The 18,568-nt window shown below is 61.8% G+C and carries 10 protein-coding genes; 1 reads left to right on the top strand and 9 read right to left on the bottom strand.

The window, feature by feature from the left end; translation table 11 throughout:
• Positions 1-71: 71 nt before the first annotated feature.
• The 4 genes from ACXR0M_RS24540 to ACXR0M_RS24525 form a co-directional block, all read right to left on the bottom strand.
• Positions 72-1,994: a hybrid sensor histidine kinase/response regulator gene (locus tag ACXR0M_RS24540; protein WP_458834235.1), complete on the bottom strand. Its 1,923-nt coding sequence runs from the start codon at positions 1,992-1,994 to the stop codon at positions 72-74.
• Positions 1,995-2,091: 97 nt separating this feature from the next.
• Entirely contained in the window at positions 2,092-3,000 is a 909-nt protein-coding gene (locus ACXR0M_RS24535) for a zeta toxin family protein (protein ID WP_458834234.1), read from the bottom strand.
• Between the two features lie 186 nt (positions 3,001-3,186).
• On the bottom strand, positions 3,187-5,472 hold the full coding sequence (locus tag ACXR0M_RS24530) for an ATP-dependent DNA helicase (protein WP_458834233.1): 2,286 nt from the start codon (positions 5,470-5,472) through the stop codon (positions 3,187-3,189).
• A complete protein-coding gene (locus tag ACXR0M_RS24525) occupies positions 5,469-7,121 on the bottom strand; it encodes a VRR-NUC domain-containing protein (RefSeq protein ID WP_458834232.1) in 1,653 nt (550 codons plus the stop codon). Before ACXR0M_RS24525 ends, ACXR0M_RS24530 begins: the two co-directional genes overlap by 4 nt.
• A 205-nt stretch (positions 7,122-7,326) precedes the next feature.
• Here ACXR0M_RS24525 and ACXR0M_RS24520 point away from each other — a divergent pair, with 205 nt between their 5' ends.
• A complete protein-coding gene (locus tag ACXR0M_RS24520; RefSeq protein ID WP_458834231.1) occupies positions 7,327-7,551 on the top strand; it encodes a YgdI/YgdR family lipoprotein in 225 nt (74 codons plus the stop codon).
• Positions 7,552-7,656: 105 nt separating this feature from the next.
• On the opposite strand, the gene ACXR0M_RS24515 is transcribed toward ACXR0M_RS24520, so the two are convergent.
• The 5 genes from ACXR0M_RS24515 to eprS all read right to left on the bottom strand — a co-directional run bounded on the left by ACXR0M_RS24515 (position 7,657) and on the right by eprS (position 18,330).
• Positions 7,657-8,031 (bottom strand): hypothetical protein, encoded by a 375-nt coding sequence (locus tag ACXR0M_RS24515; RefSeq protein ID WP_458834230.1) that lies wholly within the window; start codon positions 8,029-8,031, stop codon positions 7,657-7,659.
• A gap of 227 nt (positions 8,032-8,258) precedes the next feature.
• Positions 8,259-10,112 (bottom strand): polyurethane esterase, encoded by a 1,854-nt coding sequence (locus ACXR0M_RS24510; RefSeq protein ID WP_458834248.1) that lies wholly within the window; start codon positions 10,110-10,112, stop codon positions 8,259-8,261.
• Between the two features lie 257 nt (positions 10,113-10,369).
• On the bottom strand, positions 10,370-12,058 hold the full coding sequence (locus tag ACXR0M_RS24505; RefSeq protein ID WP_458834229.1) for a polyurethane esterase: 1,689 nt from the start codon (positions 12,056-12,058) through the stop codon (positions 10,370-10,372).
• A gap of 57 nt (positions 12,059-12,115) precedes the next feature.
• The gene (locus ACXR0M_RS24500; RefSeq protein ID WP_458834228.1) at positions 12,116-15,202 is read right to left on the bottom strand and encodes an autotransporter domain-containing protein; all 3,087 of its coding nucleotides are present in this window, start codon (positions 15,200-15,202) and stop codon (positions 12,116-12,118) included.
• 176 nt (positions 15,203-15,378) lie between these two features.
• Positions 15,379-18,330 (bottom strand): autotransporter serine peptidase EprS, encoded by a 2,952-nt coding sequence (gene eprS / locus ACXR0M_RS24495; protein WP_458834227.1) that lies wholly within the window; start codon positions 18,328-18,330, stop codon positions 15,379-15,381.
• Positions 18,331-18,568 lie beyond the last annotated feature (238 nt).

Below are 18,568 nucleotides of genomic sequence, written 5' to 3'. Positions count from 1 at the left end.
AGCGCTCCGGGGCAGGTAAAGTGTTTAGAAATACCCCGGTGCGCACTAGTTCAGCCGGATCTACCCTGCGGTCATTTCATTGATTGGGCAATGATTTCCACCAGATTGAGTTGAGTGAACGGCTTGGCCAGACGTGGCAACTGCGCAGCAAAGCCCTCCAGACGCTCGGCGTAACCGGTGGCCAGAATGACCGGCAGATCCGGCTTGAGCAAACGCACGGCATGCGCCAGTTGCGCACCACTCATCTTCGGCATGGCCATGTCGGTGATCATCAGATCAATGTGCTCGCCCTGATCGAACAATTCCAGAGCCCTGGCGCCTGAGGTGGCACTGAGCACGCGATGACCAAGGTCCTCAAGCAGCAAGGTGGTGCTGGTCAACACCAGCGAGTCGTCATCTACCACCAACACTCGGAGTCGCGGCACCGTCGCCGGTTGAACGGTCGGAACCACCGCCGGCCTGATCACACCGTCGACGGCAACCGGTAACCACAACTCAGCGGTCGTGCCTTGCCCCTTGGCGCTTTTGAGAATAAAGCGACCGCCGAGTTGTTCGATAAAACCGTGGACCATCGACAGTCCAAGCCCGGTCCCCTTGCCCAGACCTTTGGTGGTGAAAAACGGATCCCGGGCCGAGGCCAGGGTTTGCTCATCCATGCCCTCCCCCGTATCGATCAGGCTCAGGCAAACATAACGACCGGCTGTCAGGGTCGGGGAGTTTTGTTCGAGAACAACCTCCGCCCGTGCACTGATCTCCACGCTGCCGCCATCGGGCATGGCGTCCCGGGCATTGGTTGCCAGATTGAGCACCGCCAGTTCCAGTTGGTTGGTGTCGGCCAGCACCCGTTCCAGGCCATCGGGCAGGCTGGTCTTGATGCTGATCCCCGGCCCCAGCGAACTGCGCAGCAGCCCGGTGATGCCTTGCACCAGTTGGGCAAGGTCGACCGGCTCGGTCTTGAGTTCCTGGCGCCGGGCGAACGCCAGCATGCGCTGGGTCAGCGACACCCCGCGAAGCGCGCCCTGAGTGGCGTTTTCCAGCAGGCGATTGATTTTCGGGTCCTCGCCCACGCGCTTGCGCACGATCTCGAGGTTGCCGAGGATCACCGTCAGCAGGTTGTTGAAGTCATGGGCGATACCGCCGCTGAGCTGGCCGATGGCCTGCATCTTCTGCGCCTGAAACAAGGCTTCGCGGGTTTTTTCCAGCGCCAGCTGCGACTGATGAGCCTCGGTCACGTCACGGGTGATCTTGGCAAAACCGAGCAGCGTCCCGGTATCCCCGCGAATCGCATCAACCACCACATGGGCAAAGAAGCGGCTGCCGTCTTTGCGCACCCGCCAGCTCTTGTTTTCGAAACGCCCTTCTCGCGCCGCAATCTCCAGCGCCCGCTGTGGCTCGCCACGTTCGCGGTCTTCGGCGGTATAGAAGATCGAAAAATGCTCGCCGATGATCTCTTCCGGCAGATAACCCTTGATCCGCTGGGCGCCCTGGTTCCAGTTGGACACCCGCCCGTCAGGGCTGAGCATGTACAGCGCATAATCCGTGACGCCCTGCACCAGCAGACGGAACTGCTGCTCGCTTTGTCTGAGGGTTTCCTCGGCCATCTTGCGGTCGGTCAGGTCGCGGGTGATCTTGGCAAAGCCCAGCAGCGTGCCGTCCGGATCGATGATCGGATCGATCACCACGTGGCACCAGAAATGTGTGCCGTCCTTGCGTACCCGCCAGCCTTCGGCTTCGAAGCGCCCTTCGCTGATCGCCGTGTCCAGTGCCCGTTGCGGCAAGCCGGCAGCGCGATCCTGCTCGGTGTAGAAACGCGAAAAGTGCTCGCCGATAATCTCGTGCTTTTCGTAGCCCTTGAAGCGTTTGGCGCCGGAGTTCCAACTGGTGATGATGCCGTCGGGATCGATCATGTAAATCGCATAATCGACCACCGCATCGATCAGCAGACGAAAACGCATCTCCTCGATCGCGGCGGTTTTGCTCGGGTTCTCACTCATCAAATTCACCGCTGTATTCTGTTAGCCCAAGTATGCGGTAAAGCGCCGCCTTGGGAAGGTCCAAACACACTGCAACCGATGGCCAAGGGGGCGATGTTCAGCGATTCACGTATTTGACAATGCGTGAGTACAAGGCGTTGTAAACAAATTCGGGAATCTGCTCGGCATAGTGTGCGGTTTTCTGCAGGGCCAGATGACACTCTCTGACCATCTCGTCTCGCTCGGCAAGGCTGTTGACGGCGTTGCTGGCAATGCTTTCATACATTTCGTAGCTGTACGGCTGACCGGTCGAGGTCAGTTCCAGGCCGCCCTGTGCGTTGCGCGTGCAGGTGCTGTGCCCACGCAGCACACGCTCCTTCAACGCGCCTAGTCCACGCTCATAGAGATAGATCTGCGAACCCTCTACGGTTTTTGTCGCGTTCTCGAGCTCAAAGATCACGGCGTGGGCGTTGTTCATACTGGCTTTCAGATCCGCAGACCGCACGAATCGTTCCAGCTGCGATGCCTGCAGACTCTTCAGCCCGCGCTTGATGTTCGACAGAAAGGCAAACGCATGTCCGCACGCGACAATATGGGTTTCCAGCTGATAACCACTGGCTGTGGCTGCGCCCGGTAACGTGGCAAATTCAACGCTGTCGAAGGCGCATTCGATGATGATGTCGAGCTTGCGACGGAAAGCCTCCTCGAAAAGCCTGCCACACACTTCTCTGACAAAGGTTTCAGTATGCTCATAGGCGTGCAGGTTGCCCTGCTCAGCCATTTGCGCATATTGCGGGTGTTGTTCGCGATACTCCGGTTTGTACAGGCGCACGTAATTGGCGTATCGGCCCGAGGTCAGCAGGTTCTTTTCCAGCAGATAGGTTTTGCCTGATGCCTGTACGCCAGCCGTTATCAGCATTCGTGGAGTAGCCTCGGCGGTTTTCCCGGCGAACACGGTGGCGCTGATAGTGTTGAAGGCCTGGGTGACGTCGGCGGCGCTGTGGGTGTAGGCGGTGGTAGCGGTCATGTTTGATGTCCTTATCAAAATGTCGAAGGCAGATTCGGGCTGCCTCTCAATAAAGCCTGATTGCGGACATTGCGCAAAGCGCCTTTCACGACAAGATATGTCGCTGTTTTATCAAGGAAAACATCCTACACAAGCGTCGAGAAAAGCCCACACCCAATGGGTCATTGACGGACATTGCGTACCGATTTATCCCGCCTGAATCGTTGCGCTTTCGTCTGCGCCGAGGGACCACCAGCGCGGCAGCAATTGCTGAATACGCGGTTCGGCAAAGCGGTCGTCGATCAGCATCACCACGCCGCGATCCTGCCGCGTGCGGATCACTCGCCCGGCAGCCTGCACCACTTTCTGCACGCCCGGATACAGATAGGTGTAGTCGTAACCGGCACCGAAAATCGCCGCCATGCGCCGTTTCAACTGCTCGTTGACCGGGTTGAGCTGAGCCAGCCCGAGGGTGGCAATGAACGCGCCGATCAGACGTGCTCCAGGCAAGTCGATGCCCTCGCCGAATGCGCCACCCAACACGGCGAAACCGACGCCCTGACTCTCGGCGGTGAACTGATCGAGAAACGCCTGCCGCTGCCCTTCCGCCATGCCCCGCGACTGTTGCCACAGGGTGATTTGCGGATGCCGCTCGGCCAGCAGCGTCGACACCTGTTGCAGGTAATCGAAGCTGCTGAAGAACGCCAGGTAATTGCCCGGGCGCTCGCTGAACTGGCGGGCGATCAGCTCGACGATGGGTTCGAGCGAAGCCTGCCGGTGATTGAAGCGCGTGGAAATCCGGCTGACGATCTGCACCTGCAATTGCTCGGCGCTGAACGGTGATTCAACGTCGATGCACACCGTGTCGGCCGGGGTGCCGAGCAAATCGGCGTAATAACGTCGCGGGCTCAGCGTCGCGGAGAACAGCACGCTGCTGCGCGCCGCTTTCAGTCGAGGGCCGATGAACGCCGCCGGCACCACATTGCGCAGGCACAGTTGCGCCAGCGGTCGTTTGCGCTCGAGGTCGCGCTTGCTGATGTCGAACAGGTAATGCTCGTCGAACAGCTCCGCCACCCGGCCGAACTGCAGCATGTCGAAATAAAAGCTTTGCAGGGCGCTGTCGAGTCCCTGCGGATGATCGTTGAGGTAATCGCCAATGGCCGCGCTGCACAGCGACACCGCTTGCAGGAGTTTTTCCGGCGCCTTGTCGTAGGCCTGATACGGCGCCAGTTGCGGCTGATGCAGCGCGTTCCACTCACGATTGAGCCGTTGCAACGAGTTCTTCAGCACTGGCGGCGCCGACTTGCGCACCGTGGTCAATGCGGCCTGATCGAGACTGGCGCTGTACATCGAGCGCCCGCGTTCGACCAGGTTGTGCGCTTCATCGGCCAGCACCGCGACTTTCCACTGATTGAGCTGGGCAAGTCCGAACAACAGCGCGCTGAAGTCGAAGTAATAGTTGTAGTCGGCCACCACCACGTCGGCCCAACGGGCCATTTCCTGGCTCAGGTAATAGGGGCAAACCGTATGCTCGCGGGCCACCTCACGCATCGCTGCCTGATCGAGCAGATTGATCCGGCTCGCCGCTTCCCGCGCGCCAGGCAGGCGATCATAAAAGCCTTGGGCCAACGGGCACGACTCGCCGTGGCAGGCCTTGTCCGGGTGTTCGCAGGCCTTGTCCCGGGCGACCATCTCCAGCACCCGCAGGGGCAAGGTTTGATTCTGATCGAACAGTACCTGACTGGCATCCAGCGCCAGTTTGCGCCCCGGGGTCTTGGCGGTGAGGAAAAACACCTTGTCCAGTTGCTGCGGCGCCAGCGCCTTGAGCATCGGAAACAGCGTGCCAAGAGTCTTGCCAATCCCGGTGGGCGCCTGGGCCATCAGGCAGCGACCAGTGCTGACTGCTTTGAACACCGACTCCGCCAGATGCCGCTGGCCCGGGCGAAAGTCCGCATGGGGGAAGCTCAGCGCCTGCGCTGCCCGATTACGCGCCTCGCGATGGGCCATCTCCTGCTCGGCCCAGTCGAGGAACAGCCGGCACTGCGCCTCGAAAAAGACCTGCAGATCCGAGGCGTTGAAGGGCTCGACCAGACAGGTTTCCTTTTCGCTGACGATGTCGAAATACACCAGCGCCAGATTGATCTGCTCAAGGGCCAGCTTGCGGCACATCAGCCAGCCGTAGATTTTCGCCTGGGCCCAGTGCAACTGCCGGTGGTTGGCCGGTTGCTTGCTCAGATCGCCGCGATAGGTTTTGACTTCTTCCAGGCAGTTCTGCGTCGGGTCGTAGCCGTCCGCCCTGCCCTTGACCTTCAACTGCAGAAACTTGCCCTCAAGCGCCACTTCGCTCTGGTACTGGTCGCTGCGCCGCGAGGCCACGGTGCGGTGCCCGAGCATGCCTTCGAGCGCTGTCGGCGAAGGGGTAAAACGCAGGTCGAGGTCGCCGGTCTTGGCGGTGAACTCACACAGCGCACGCACCGCGATGCTGTAGCTCAAGCGCTCTGCTCCGCCCATTGCACGTAACACACGGCGACCGGCATCTGGTGTTGGTGGCAGAACTCCAGCCAGCGCATCTGGTTGTCCTGCAAGCGGTCACCGGGGCCTTTGACCTCAATCATTCGGTACGTCTTGTGCTGCGGCCAGAACTGGATCAGATCGGGCATGCCGGCGCGGTTGGCCTTGATGTCGAGCAGCAGGCGATTGAACCAGTGCTTGAGGTGTTCGGCCGGCAGGCACGCCAATGCCTGCTCCAGCAGTTGTTCATTCAACGCGCCCCAGAACACGAACGGCGACTGCACGCCCCATTTGGCCACGAAGCGCTCGCGAATGGTCGCGGCATACCGGCCGTCGTCGAGCTGCTCGAGACAGGCCTGGAACAGTTCAGCGCGGCGCTGCTGGAAGTCTTCGTTGAGCAGGTCCACCGGCCCGCGTTGAAACGGATGAAAGAACGCTCCGGGCAGCGGCGCGAAAATCGCCGGCCAGCACAGCAAACCAAACAGCGAATTGATCAGGCTGTTCTCGACGTAATGCACCGGGCCGCTGTCTTCGTGCAAATGCGCCTGCACGTAGAACTCCACCGACAGCGCCGGATCGGTACGTGGCAATTGCAGATCAAGGCGTTCGACCGGTCGCGGCGCCGCACGTTTGAGCGGCGGCCCGCCGAGTTTGCGCCGCAGTCGCGGCAGCACCCGTTGCAGGCTCTGCTGTTCGGCGGCGCTTTGCGGCGCCTGTTCGGCATGCGTGGCCAGTTCCAGCGCCAGCGCGTATTCGCCGCAACGTTCCAGCACCCGGATCATGCGCTGGCGGGCGCCGGGGTACGCACAGTCGCGGTAAATGCTCAGGGCCAGGGCAAACTCGCTGATGCGCTCGCAATACTGGCCAATCTGGAACAGCACCTTGCCGCGCCGCCGCTGCAGCCACGGGTTGGCGAATTGCAGCGCGCTGACCTGCTCGACTATTGCCTCCAGCGGTTCCCCGGCCTCGAAACGCTGCTGACATTGATGCAGGAACAGGCAGGCATCGACGTCCTCACGACTGCGCAGGCCGCGGGAATCGGCGCAGAACTCGACTTTTTCGTAGGTAAAGATGCCCAGGTCAGCCAGGACGAACTCCGACCAGTCCTGATACAGATTGCCGAAGAACATCAGACGCAGACGGTCGCACAGATCCATGATGGTCAAGCTGAACAAGCGTTCGGCGAGCCCCGGCGCCCAGTCGGACAGGCTGCGCGTTTCGCTGAACTGCTCGGCCAGCGCCGGCAGCCAGTCGTCCTTGCGGCCCTTGGGTTGCTCGATAAAGTCGCCGAACGCCTGCAGCAGTTCGGCCTTGAGCAGCACGTCGAACACCTCGGCCAGGGTCAACCGGGCCTGATCGTCGAGCCAGCCGTGAGCGAGCAACGGTTGTGCGGCGGCGCCGATGTCACCGATTTCCAGGTAATTGAGTTTGCCGAGGCGGAAATGCACACCCTTGCGCATCACCATGCGCACCAGCAATCCCTGCGACGCGCGCGGCAGCGCCTTGAAGTCGCGGATAAATCCGTGCTCGGTTTCACTCATCACGTCGGCATAGCGAAGCTCAAGCCAATCAAGCACTTGCCGGAAGTTGTTGAGGTAATAGAACGGGTCGTCGAGGGGGTTGGCAGTCACGGGAATTCTGGGCCACGGCAAACGAATACTGGTTATGCGTACAGATACCAGCTATGCCCGGTCGGGTGCAAACGGAAAAGGATCAATGGCAGCGCCAAACAGGATTTTTTCAGGGTGCCATCGAACTTTTCCCGGCTTGATGGCACCAACCGCGGTAGAGACCGAAGACGGTCAATTCATTGGTAATGAGGTATTCGAGGTGGCTATGAACATCAAGACTCTGGGTCTCCCCTTGGCAGTCGCGGCTTTTCTGGCATTGGGCGGCTGCTCGACGCCGACCGTGGTGACCCTGCAGAACGGCACCCAGTATCTGACCAAGGACATGCCGGAGACCAAAACCAAGGACGGTTTTTATGAGTTCGAGGATATTTCCGGGACCAAGGTGAAAGTCCGCGGGGATGAAGTGGCGACGGTGCGCAAGGAAGACTGACCACCGAACCCTGTAGGAGCTGCCGCAGGCTGCGATCTTTTGATCTTGTTTTTAAAGCAAAAATCAAAAGATCGCAGCCTGCGGCAGCTCCTACAGGGACCGGGATTATTCGAAGGCGGGCAGGCCCATGAGGCCGTGATCGCAGCTGAAATACTGTTCGCCCCGCCGCGCCAGTTCGGCCTGCAGGCGTCGGCAGCGTTCCAGATCCTGCTGGGTCATGCGATCGATGCTCAGGTTGCCGGTGGCTTGCGCCTGTTTGTCGGCGCCCTGGCGAAAGGTTACCAGCGGCTGTTCGGGCTGGATCTGAAACAGGCTTTTCTCTTCGACCGGCTCAGGCACTTCGGTTTTCGCCGGTTTCGGCAATTGATCGCTGCTGATGCCGTAACGGCTCAGAATCGAGGTGGACGGCAGATCGGCCCAGGCATTGGCCGATAACAGCGCCAGTCCGAGAACCCCGATATACCCCTTGACCCTTTTCACGTGTGCATCTCCTGTACTCAATGGCGGCTGGCTATAGAACGTGTGGGCACGTGCTGGCTTTAGGCCGCTTCTGCGGTTTGCAGAGCTTTTGAGTCAGGTTGTGGCGGTTGAGTCACTTTTGATACCGAGTCAAATTCTTCGCGAGCAAGCTCGCTCCCACACGTGCACACATTCCCTGTGGGAGCGGGCTTGCTCGCGAAGAGGCCCTTACCAGCGCCCTCTCAACATCAGGCAATCACAATACTGTCGCCATTCAGGCTACCCAGCGACACTCCGACGAGCGTCACCGAATCACCGCCAAACTTCAGCACCGTATCCTGCCCCACCGCAGAGGCATGCGCGCGGAAGTCATCATTGGGCAACACGCCCTGCACGCCAAGAAACACCAGTTTGTCATTGGCGGTAAAGCCCACCACCCGGTCCTGACCAAACGCGCCATTGAACAGGAACGTATCCGCCCCGCCCCCCGACTCCATCAGGTCATTGCCGGCGCCGCCGACAAACACGTCGTTGCCCGTACCGCCGATCAAGTGGTCGTTGCCATCCAGACCGAACAGCCAGTCGCCGCCGGCATGCGCCTTGAGCGTGTCGGCGCCGCTGCTGCCCTTCACGCTGGTTTCGTACTGAGTGAGGTTGTTGCCGACTTTCAGACCGCTGGCGGTCACGCTATGGATCACGTCGTCCTTGAACAGGCCCCAGAGGAAGCCCGGTTCCTTGGTGACGATGCTGCCGATGTCGCGGGTAATGCTGATCCCGCCATTGGCATCGCGCACGTACAGATTGCCGGCGCCGTCGTTGGCGAAGTCGAACTTGCTCACCGACTGCTGCAAGTCGAGGGTGTTGTTGCCGGCGCCGCCGAGGATGACGTTGTAGCCGCCAGCATCGCGGAAGGTATCGTTGCCGGCGCGACCTTCGAGGTAGTCATTGCCGCTGCCGCCCTGAATCAGGTCGTTACTGTCGCTGCCGATGATAAAGGTGCTGCCCTTGTGGGTTTCGGCGTTGCGGTTGAGGTCCTGCACCCAGGTGTTGGCCCGCGCCGGGTCCGACAGGTTGGCGACGATGATCGTCGAGTCCTTGCTGGTGAGGTCGTAGAACTTCGACTCGATGATGCGGTTCATGCCCTCGCCGTAGGCGGTCGGCAGGTGCGAGATCCAGGTCGGGATGTTGAGGATCGAGAATGGCAGCAGATTCCACGCGGTCGAGGCGTAGTGATCGTTGAAGCTGACGATGTTGTCGGTGGCCGATTCCTTGGGCGCATCGTGCACGCCGACCGAAGCGCCGGTGAAGGACGAGCCGTCGAGGGCGCGGAACACCGGATCGTTTTCGTAACCGACGTTGAGTACCTTGTCGGTGCTGCTCTGGGTCGGCGAGGCGTAGGCGATGTAGTTGGAGTCGGCAAAGAACCCGCCCCACTTGCCGCCACTCAGATCAGCCATGCTGTTGACCGCCAACCCGCCGAGGCTGTGGCCGCTGACCAGCACGTCCTTGCCGCTGAGGCCATTGGCCTTGGCGAACGCCACCACATCGTCGAGCAGATTGCCGAAGGCTTCACCGGCGTAGTTTTTCGCGTAGTCCTTGGGACCGAAGGCTGCCAGCAGGTCGTTGATCACGTCGCCGATGGAGTCGAGGATCAAGTTTTCCCGCGGGCCGCTGGTGCCACGAAAGGCGATGCCGATCTCAGTGAGATGACCCTGGGCGTCGTACTTGCCGAGGATTTCCACTTGCGCGGTGGAGTAACCGGCCTTCTCGCCGAAGAAGGTGCCGCGAGCGTCGGTCTTGCCCTCGTAACCCAGTTGCGAGGCGGTGATCGGCGTCCAGCCGGCCTTTTGCACCGCATCGAGCGCGAGTTTCTCCGAGTCGGGGTTCCACGGGATGCCAGGGATCACGCCTTGCGAGTCAGTACCGCCGAGCAGCGCCGTGACCAGCGTGGCCGGCAGGCCGAGGCCGAAGCCGTTGTGCTGATAACCGGCGGCAAAGCCGTTATCGAGGTTGTGGTAGGAATACAGCGTGATCGCCATGGCATCGCTGAACAATGCCTTGGAATCGGCTGTGCCGAAGTTCTTGTAGTCATACACACCCATTGCCATTGCCTCTCTTTTTGTTGGAATTGTCAGAGATAGCTCACAGCCAGGGCGCCCCTCACGGGCACGCCCCGGAGCATTTCGATACAGCACTTCTAAAACAGAATTATGGACCTCCTGTATCACAAACCCACTGATAACCCCCTGTAGGAGCTGCCGAAGGCTGCGATCTTTTGATCTTGTCTTTTAAAAAACAAAGTCAAAAGATCGTCCGATCGCGGCCCGAGCCTTCGGCAGCTCCTACAGGGGATCAGTGTTTACGCGAACACGAACGACGAGTCCGACAGGTTAGCCACTCCCACGCCGACCAGGGTCACGGCATAGTCGCCAATCTTCAGCACCGTATCGGCGCCGGACTGCGCCGCGTGCTGCTTGTAGTCGTAGCCCTGCCCCGCGCCTGCGACGCCCATGAACACCAGTTTGTCGCTGCCCTGGTAGCCATTGATCGCGTCGAAACCGAACGCGCCGCTGAACAGGAATGTGTTGTTGCCACCCACCGCCGTCATCACGTCGTTGCCGGCGCCGCCGACGAAGGTCACGTGGGCTTTGTCGCTGATCAACTGGTCATTGCCACCCAGGCCGAACAGCCAGTCACCGTCGGCGCTGGCGTGCAGCGCATTGCCGTAGGCATCGCCGTTGAGCGAATGGGTGTACTGGGTCAGTTCGCTGCCATTGCTCAGACCCTTGGCGGTGACGCCCCAGGTTATCTCCTTGCTGCCCCACCACGAGCCCGATTCCTTGCTCACCAGCGCGCCGATGTCGCGGGTCATGCTGATGCCACCGTAGGCGTCGCGCACGTACAGCGTGCCGTCACCGTCGTTGGCGAAGCTGAAGTTCTGCAGCGGTTTCTGCAACTCGAAGGTGTTGTGCCCCGAACCGCCAAGCAGAATGTTGAAACCGCCGTCATCGCGGAACCGGTCATCCCCGCCCAGCCCTTCAAGGAAGTCATTGCCCGCCCCGCCCTTGAGCCAGTCGCCGCTCTGCGTGCCGATGATCAAGGTGCTGCCGGTGTGCGGCTCGCCACTGCGCCCCAGATCCTCGACCCAGGTCTTGCCGCGGGACGCTTCCTCGAGGTTGGAAACGATGATGGTCGAGTCCTTGTGCGTCAGGTTGTAGAAGCTCGAATTGATCACCCGGTTCAAGCCGTCGGCGTAGCCCAGCGAACTATGGGCAGACCAGTTCAACGGGTTGACGATGCTGAACGGCACCAGGTTCTGCGCGGTGGACGCGTAGTTGTCGGTGAAGTTGACGATGTTATCGGTGGTCGACTCATGCGGTCCGTCGTGCTTGCCCAGCGAACCGCTGCTGAACGTCGTGCCGTCGAGTGCGCGGAACACTGGATCGTTTTCGTAACCGATGTTCAGCACGTTGTTGCCAGTGCTGCTCTGGGTCGGCGAGGCGAACGCGATGTAGTTGGCGTCCTTGAAGAACCCGCCCCAATTGCCGGCGCTCAATTCGGCCACGCTGTTGACCCCGAGCCCGCCGAGGCTGTGGCCGCTGAACAGCACGTCTTTGGCGGCGATCCCTTGGGCGATGGCGAATGCGGCGACAGCCTTGAGCAAATTGTCGAAGGCATTTTTCGCATAGTTGCTCGCATAATCCGACGGGCCGATGGCCGCCAGCAGGTTGTTTTTCATGTCGCCGTAAGTGTCGCTGTAACCGAGCCCGCCGGTGCCTCGAAAGGCCACGCCGATGCCGATCAGTTTGCCGCTGGCGTCGTACTTGCCGAGCACTTCGGCTTCGGCGCTGGTGAAGCCGTCTTTCTCGCCGAAGAACGTGCCTTGCGCCCCGACCTTGCCCTGGTAGCCCAGCGCCGTGGCGGTGAGCGGCTTCCACGCGGTGGCCGGCAACGGCTGACCGGTCGGGGTGTAGGCATACAGCGTCAGCGCGATGGCGTCGCTGTACAGGGCTTTGCCATCGGCATTTTTATAATCGAACAATCCCATGTTGTGCTCTCTCTTCCTGTAAGTCCGGCAGCCCCGCCAAGAGCTGCCGATCGCTCATCAAAACTGCCAGTCGAGGGTCAGACCGACGCCGTGATCCTTCTCGTTGTTGCCGATCAGCCCGTTGTAATCGAGGTTGACCCGCACGTCGCGATTGAGCGCCAGCCCGGCACGCACGCCGACCACCGCCGCGTCACGATCCATCGACACGCTCTGCACGGTGAACGCGCTGTTGCCATTGGCGAACGCCAGGTGGCTGTCCGCGTCGACACTGCTCAGGTTGTGCTGCCAGCCGAGGGTCGCGCCCAGTTCCAGCTGATGCTGCTCCGACAGCACGAATGTGCGCTTGGCGCGCACGCCGAGGGTCGACAGCACCACATCGCGATTGTCTTCGCCGCCTTTGAGCGCCGCCGCATCACCCTTCTCGGTGAAGCTTTCGGTGTTCAGGTGCACGTAGGACAGGTTGGCGAACGGTTCCAGATTCAGCGGTTGCAGGCGCAGATCGTAAGACGCTTCGGTGAACACCTGAGTGGTCGCCGCATCATGCTTGGTCTTCTCTTTGCCGTTGACACCGGCGAACTGCAGATCACGCTTCACGTCCACGCGATGCCAGCTGTAAGCCGCACCGGCGGTCAAACGCAATGCGTCGATCTGATGCCCGAGGTACGCACCCAAGTGGTAGCTGTCGACCGAGGCCGAGGAATGCGTGCCATTGCCCATGTTCAACGAACTGTCGCTATAACCGGTAACGAAACCCAGCCGGGTATCTTCAGCGATCAAGCCGTCGACACCGGCCAGCAGGCCACCAATCGAGCTGTTGGAATCGGCATTGTCATGCCCGCCATCGCTCTTGCCCCACGAGCCCAGCACCTTGACCCAGGCATTGCTGCGATCGTCGGTCGGTGCGTCGGCATTGAACAGGTCACGCTCACGCAAGCGCTCGCCGACCGCCTCACGCAGGTAGCGGCTGTCGTTGATCAACATTGTGCCAATCGCCGGGTGGATCTCGCCGGACAGTTGCTGGAACGCCTGTTGTGCCGAAGCCGCGTTTGGCGACAGCAGCAGGGTTTCGAACAACGCATTGCCGGCACCCAGGCGTTCGGCCGCCGCACCCACCGCACGCTGGTTCGGCGTCAGGCCGACACTGGCGAACGACGCGCCATTGCGTCCCACGTCCAGTTGCACTCCGCTCGCGGAGTACGCCAGGGTACCGCCGAGGAACGCATAGTTCGGCAGCACTTGCCCGAACTGGCCTTGAATGCCACCAGCCGCTTGCAAGATGTTGAACTGGGTGCCGAGCAGGCTTTTCACTTCTGTGGTGGTCAGCAGTGTCGGGCTGTTTTCCAGCGACAAACTGACGGTTGCGCCATCGATCAGCGCGGTGCCGCCGGCGACGATTTTGTCGCTGCTGGTTGACGACACTTCCACCGCGTAGGTCGAACCGCGCGCGAAGGTCACATCGCCCGCTACATTCAACGTGCCGATGGAATTGCCCGGCGCCACGGTACCGCCGCTGTTCACGGTCAGTGCGCCGATCCGGCCGTTACCGCCGAGGATGCCGCTGTCATTGACCGTGACTGCCGACGCCAGCGAGCCGTTGATCGCCAGACGCCCCTGATTGACCAGGGTCGGGCCGCTGTAACTGTTGTTGCCGGTCAGCACCAGCGTGCCGATGCCCTGTTTGGTCAGGCCGCCATGACCGGAAATGTCGTTGCGCCAGGTGTCGAGGCCGCAGGTGATATCGGTGCACACGCGCTCGGTCGGCTTGCCTTGGTCGATGATCGCGCCGATGCCCGGCAGATCAGCCACAAACTGCCCGGAACCGTAGGCACCCTGGATGCGAAACTCTTCGGGGATGTCCTGCTCGGTGACGAACATCGCCGGGCCGTCGATGCCCTTGCGCAGGTTGATCATGCCCCAGCCGTACAAGGCGTCGATGCCCGGCGCGCCGAGGTCGGTGGCGGTGGTGCGCAAGACCGTGGCGACCTGATCGCCGGTCATGTACGGGAAGCGCTCCATCAGCACCGCCATCGAGCCGGCCACGTGCGGCGCGGCCATCGAGGTGCCGTTGTAGTTCTTGTAGCCGGTGGTCAGGTTGTCGGCGTTGGTGCCGCTGATGATCGAGCTGTAGATCTGCGTGCCCGGCGCCGAGACGCAGAAACTCGCGGTATAGCCACAGCGCGAGGAGAACGTACTGATGATGTACGGGTTGGCGCTGGTCTGGTCCGGGTTTCTCTGCAACGCGGCGACGGTGATCCAGTTCGGCGCGATGTCCGGCACAAAGTAGCCGAGGCCGGCGATGGCGTCCGGGTTGTTCAGGTTGTAATCGTTACCGGCGGCGAAGATCGTCACGATGCCGCTGCGCGCGGCGGCGATGGCCCCGTCGTAGGCGCCGCCAGGCTTGGTGCCGAGCAGCGTGCGGATTTCGTTGAACTGCAGTTGTGCGTCATTGACGGTGAAATGCGGATACGCCGGGTCGCGGCCGCCGAGGTCGAAACGGTCAGTGATGCCGATGCCCCAGCTGTTGTTGATGATCCGCGCGCCACTGGCGATCAGCGCATCCCAACCGGCCTTGTACACCGCACCGTCGTTGCCGCGGACGATGCCGTCTTCCGGCCCAGGGTCGCCGTTGTCGGCGCTGATGATCTGCGCCCCGAACGCCACGCCGTGCATCGGCCCGCCGTCACGGCTGCCGGCCGCGATACCGCCAACGTGGGTGCCGTGAGCACCGAGCTTGCCATCGGAACCGACCGAGGGCGAGCCGTCATAACGGAACGCATCGCCGGCTTTGACCGGGATGTACGGGTCGGTGTATTCGCGGATGCCGCTGGTGACCAGGGTCACGACCTTGTTGCTGCCGGAGAACTCCGGGTGCGCGGCGTACACCGGCTGATCGAAGATCCCCAGTTTCACGCCTTTCCCGGTGTACCCGGCGGCGTAAGCGTGATCGGCACCAATCGCACCCAGGCCCCATTCCGCATTGAATTCGGCACTGCGCCAACTGGCGGGATTACCGGCACGGCCGTTTTCCACGTAGGGCGCCGCCTGTGCGGTGCCCCAGGTGACCAACGCGCAGAGCATGGCGCAATTGAGGGTGTTCATGGTGAAGCGAGCCCCCGTTTGCGCGGGGGTATTGTTCTTGTTCATCCAGCGACCTTCCTTAGTGTTATTGCGAAAAATCCGTGTACTTCAAAGCAGTGTCTGCGACCACAAACCCTGTAGGAGCTGCCGCAGGCTGCGATCTTTTGATCTTGTTTTTAAAAAATCAAAGGCAAAAGATCGCAGCCTTCGGCAGCTCCTACAGGGGGCGGCGTAGCGCTCCGTCAGAACTGCCAGTTCAGGCTCAATCCCACGCCGTGGCTCTTCTCGCGGCTGGCCAGTTGTCCGTTGTAATCGAGGTTGACCCGCACGTCCTTGCTCAACGCCAGGCTGGCCTGCACGCCGACCAGTGCGGCGTCGCGCACCAGTGCCGAGCTTTCGACCGCGTACGGTGTGCCGCCGCTGGCAAAGCGCAAGTGCTGCTCAGAATCGATGTCACTCAAGCTGTGCTGCCAGCCGAGGTGGCCGCTCAGTTCCAGCGCCTGCTGATTCGACAGATTGAAGCGCTTGACCGCGCGTACGCCGAGAGTGCTGAGCACGGCGTCACGTTGATCACCAGAGCTTTTCAGTGCCGCGGCGTCGCCCTTCTCGGTGAATCCTTCCGTGTTCAGATGCACGTAGGCCAGATTGGCGAACGGCTCCAGCGCCAGCGGTTGCAGGTTCAGGCGATACGCTGCTTCACCGAATACTTGGGTAGTCGCCGCATCGACCTTGGTTTTCTGTTTGGCGCTGACTTCGCCGTACTGCAGATCGCGCTTCACATCGGCGCGATGCCAGCTGTAGGCCGCGCCAGTGCTCAAACGCCAGGCGCCGATGTCGTGACCGGCGTAGGCGCCGAGGTGATAGCTGTCGACCTTGGCCGATGAATGCGTGTCCGAACCCATGTTCAGCGAGCTGTCGCTGTAGCCGGTGACCAGACCGATACGGGTCTGCTCGTCCAGCGCGCCGTCGACACCCGCCAACAAGCCGCCGATCGACGTGCTGTAACGCGAGGTGTCGTGGCCGGAATCGGTCGAACCCCAGGCGCCGAGGGCCTTGATCCAGCCGTTGCTTTGCGTGGCGCTGGCGTCGTGCAGGCGTTCGCCAACCGCGTCGCGCAACTGCCGGCTGTCGTTGATCAGCATGGTGCCCAGCGCCGGGTAGATCTCCCCACTCAGTTGCTGGAACGCTTGTTGCGCCGAGGCTGCAGAAGGCGACAGCAACAGGCTTTCGTACACCGAGTTGCCGGCACCGAGGTCCTCGACAGCCGCCGCCACGGCGCGCTGATTCGGGGTTTGCCCGACGCTGGCGAACGTGGTTGCGTTGCGCTGGATATCCAATTGAATGGCATTCGCCGCGTAGCCAAGGCTGCCACCGATGAACAGATAGTCCGGCAGCACCGCACCGAACTGGCCCTGAATGCCGCCGGCCGCTTGCAGAATGTCGTACGAGTGCCCGAGCAGGCTGCGGGTCTCAGTGGTGCTGAGCAAGGTCGGGCTGTTTTCCAGCGAGAGGCTGACCGTGGCGCCGTCGATGCCCGCGGTGCCGCCGGCAACGATGCGGTCGCTGCTGTTCGGCGACAGCTCGACGGCGTAGGTCGAGCCCGGGGCAAAGGTCACGTCACCGGCGACGTTCAGGGTGCCGATGGAATTGCCCGGCGCCACGCGGCCGCCACGGTTGGCGAGCAGCGAGCCGATCCGCCCGGAACCGCCCAGGGTGCCGCTGTCGTTGACCGTCACCGCCGAGGCCAGCGAACCGTTGACGCTGAGCAGACCGCCATTGACCGTGGTCGGACCACGGAAGGTGTTGTCGCCGGTCAGCAGCAAGCGCCCGGCCCCGGACTTGATCAGGCTGCCCTGATAGATCCGGGTCGCCGCAGCGGCATCGCGGGCCATGCCCACCGCGTAATCGGTCTGATCCTGCTGACTGGCGCCGGCCGGGACGCCGTGCTGCCAGCCCTTGTCCTGCAGGGTCTGCTGCCAGGCGCGGTGTTCGGCGAGGTCTTCGCTCTGGCGCTGAATCAGCGCCTTGTCGGAAATGTCATTGCTCCAGACATCGCTTTGCCCGGCGCCCAGATTGGCATCGAACACGCCGAGCAATTGCCCCGGCCCGTGCAGCGCCCGATTGAGGTTGGCCACACCCCAGCCGACCCGCTCGTTCGGTGCATCGGTGACCGAACCGTCGAGTTGCGTGGCGGTGGTCAGCAGCACTTCGAGCGCCTGCTGGTTGTTCATGTACGGATAGCGTTCCATCACCAGCGCCAGGGCGCCGGTGGCGTGCGGCGCGGCCATCGAGGTGCCGGACTTGATCGCGTAGCCGCCGCCCGGAATGGTGCTGTCGATCTTCGCTCCCGGCGTGGTGATGCACCAGTATTTGGCGATGCCGCACTGGTTGTACTTCTGCTGATTACTTTGATCCAACCCGGAGACGGCCAGCCAATGGCCTTCGAGGTCCGGCTGAAAGTACGGCAGCGCCGAGCGCACGCTGGCGTTCGGGTAACCGCTGTTGCCGGCGCTGAACACGTTGATCACGCCGCGCCGCGAGACATCCGCTGCTGCGTCGAGCCAGGTGCCGCGATTCCAGTGCTGGGCATAGGCCGCGTGCAGATCGGCCAGGGTGCGATAGCTGACATCCGGCGGCTGGCTGCCCCAACTGTTGTTGATCGCGCGCACGCCGGCAGCGGCCAGGGCATCGTAGGCCGCTTTGAAATAACGCGGATCGGGATTGGGGCCGAACAGGAAACTGTCGTTCTTGTTAGTGTTGCCAACGTAGATCTGCGCGTTGTATGCCACGCCGTGCATGCCGTTGCCGTCACGGCTCGCGCCCATGGTGCCGACCACGTGGGTGCCGTGAGAATCGTTGTTCGGGTTGAGGGTGCCGTTGACGCTGAACAGCGAACCGTCGACATAGCTGCCGGACGCCAGCACCGGGTGATAGCGGTCAGACGCGAACTCGGGATGGGCGGCATCGAAGCCGGAATCGAGCGCGCCGATCTTCACGCCTTTGCCGGTGATGCCGGCGGCATAGGCCTGATCGGCCTGCATCCGCGCCAGCCCCCAGTCACGCTGGAATTCGGCGCTGCGCCAACTGGCCGGATCGCCGGGCTGACCGGTTTCGAGGTACTGCGCATTGGCTTGCGCGATGGAAACTGCGAGCAACAGGGTGCCGACCGCTGCCGGCTTGATGCGTACTTCCATGTTCACCACTCACTTTTCTTGTTTTATGCAGGTTCTTCTGCGGTGTTGCCTGAACCCTCACCCCAGCCCTCTCCCGGGGGGAGAGGGAGCCGACCCAGGTGTCTTGCGCTATGCATCGACCTGAAAAACCGAGTCGATTCAGGTGTCTTGCGCTATGCATCGACCTGAAAAACCGTGTCGATTATGGATTCAGCACAGCTCAGTCAAGCCTGCGGCCATCTCGAGCATCCCCCGGTCA

Source organism: Pseudomonas sp. Eth.TT006, from assembly GCF_054456575.1.
Note: the sequence above shows the minus strand (reverse complement) of the source record. Positions and strands in the feature narration are given on the sequence as shown.

Coding starts and splice junctions, on each gene's coding strand:
- ACXR0M_RS24540 (WP_458834235.1), bottom strand. CDS start 1,994: ATGAGTGAGAACCCGAGCAAAACCGCCGCGATCGAGGAGATGCGTTTT.
- ACXR0M_RS24535 (WP_458834234.1), bottom strand. CDS start 3,000: ATGACCGCTACCACCGCCTACACCCACAGCGCCGCCGACGTCACCCAG.
- ACXR0M_RS24520 (WP_458834231.1), top strand. CDS start 7,327: ATGAACATCAAGACTCTGGGTCTCCCCTTGGCAGTCGCGGCTTTTCTG.
- ACXR0M_RS24510 (WP_458834248.1), bottom strand. CDS start 10,112: ATGGGTGTGTATGACTACAAGAACTTCGGCACAGCCGATTCCAAGGCA.
- ACXR0M_RS24505 (WP_458834229.1), bottom strand. CDS start 12,058: ATGGGATTGTTCGATTATAAAAATGCCGATGGCAAAGCCCTGTACAGC.
- ACXR0M_RS24500 (WP_458834228.1), bottom strand. CDS start 15,202: ATGAACAAGAACAATACCCCCGCGCAAACGGGGGCTCGCTTCACCATG.
- eprS (WP_458834227.1), bottom strand. CDS start 18,330: ATGGAAGTACGCATCAAGCCGGCAGCGGTCGGCACCCTGTTGCTCGCA.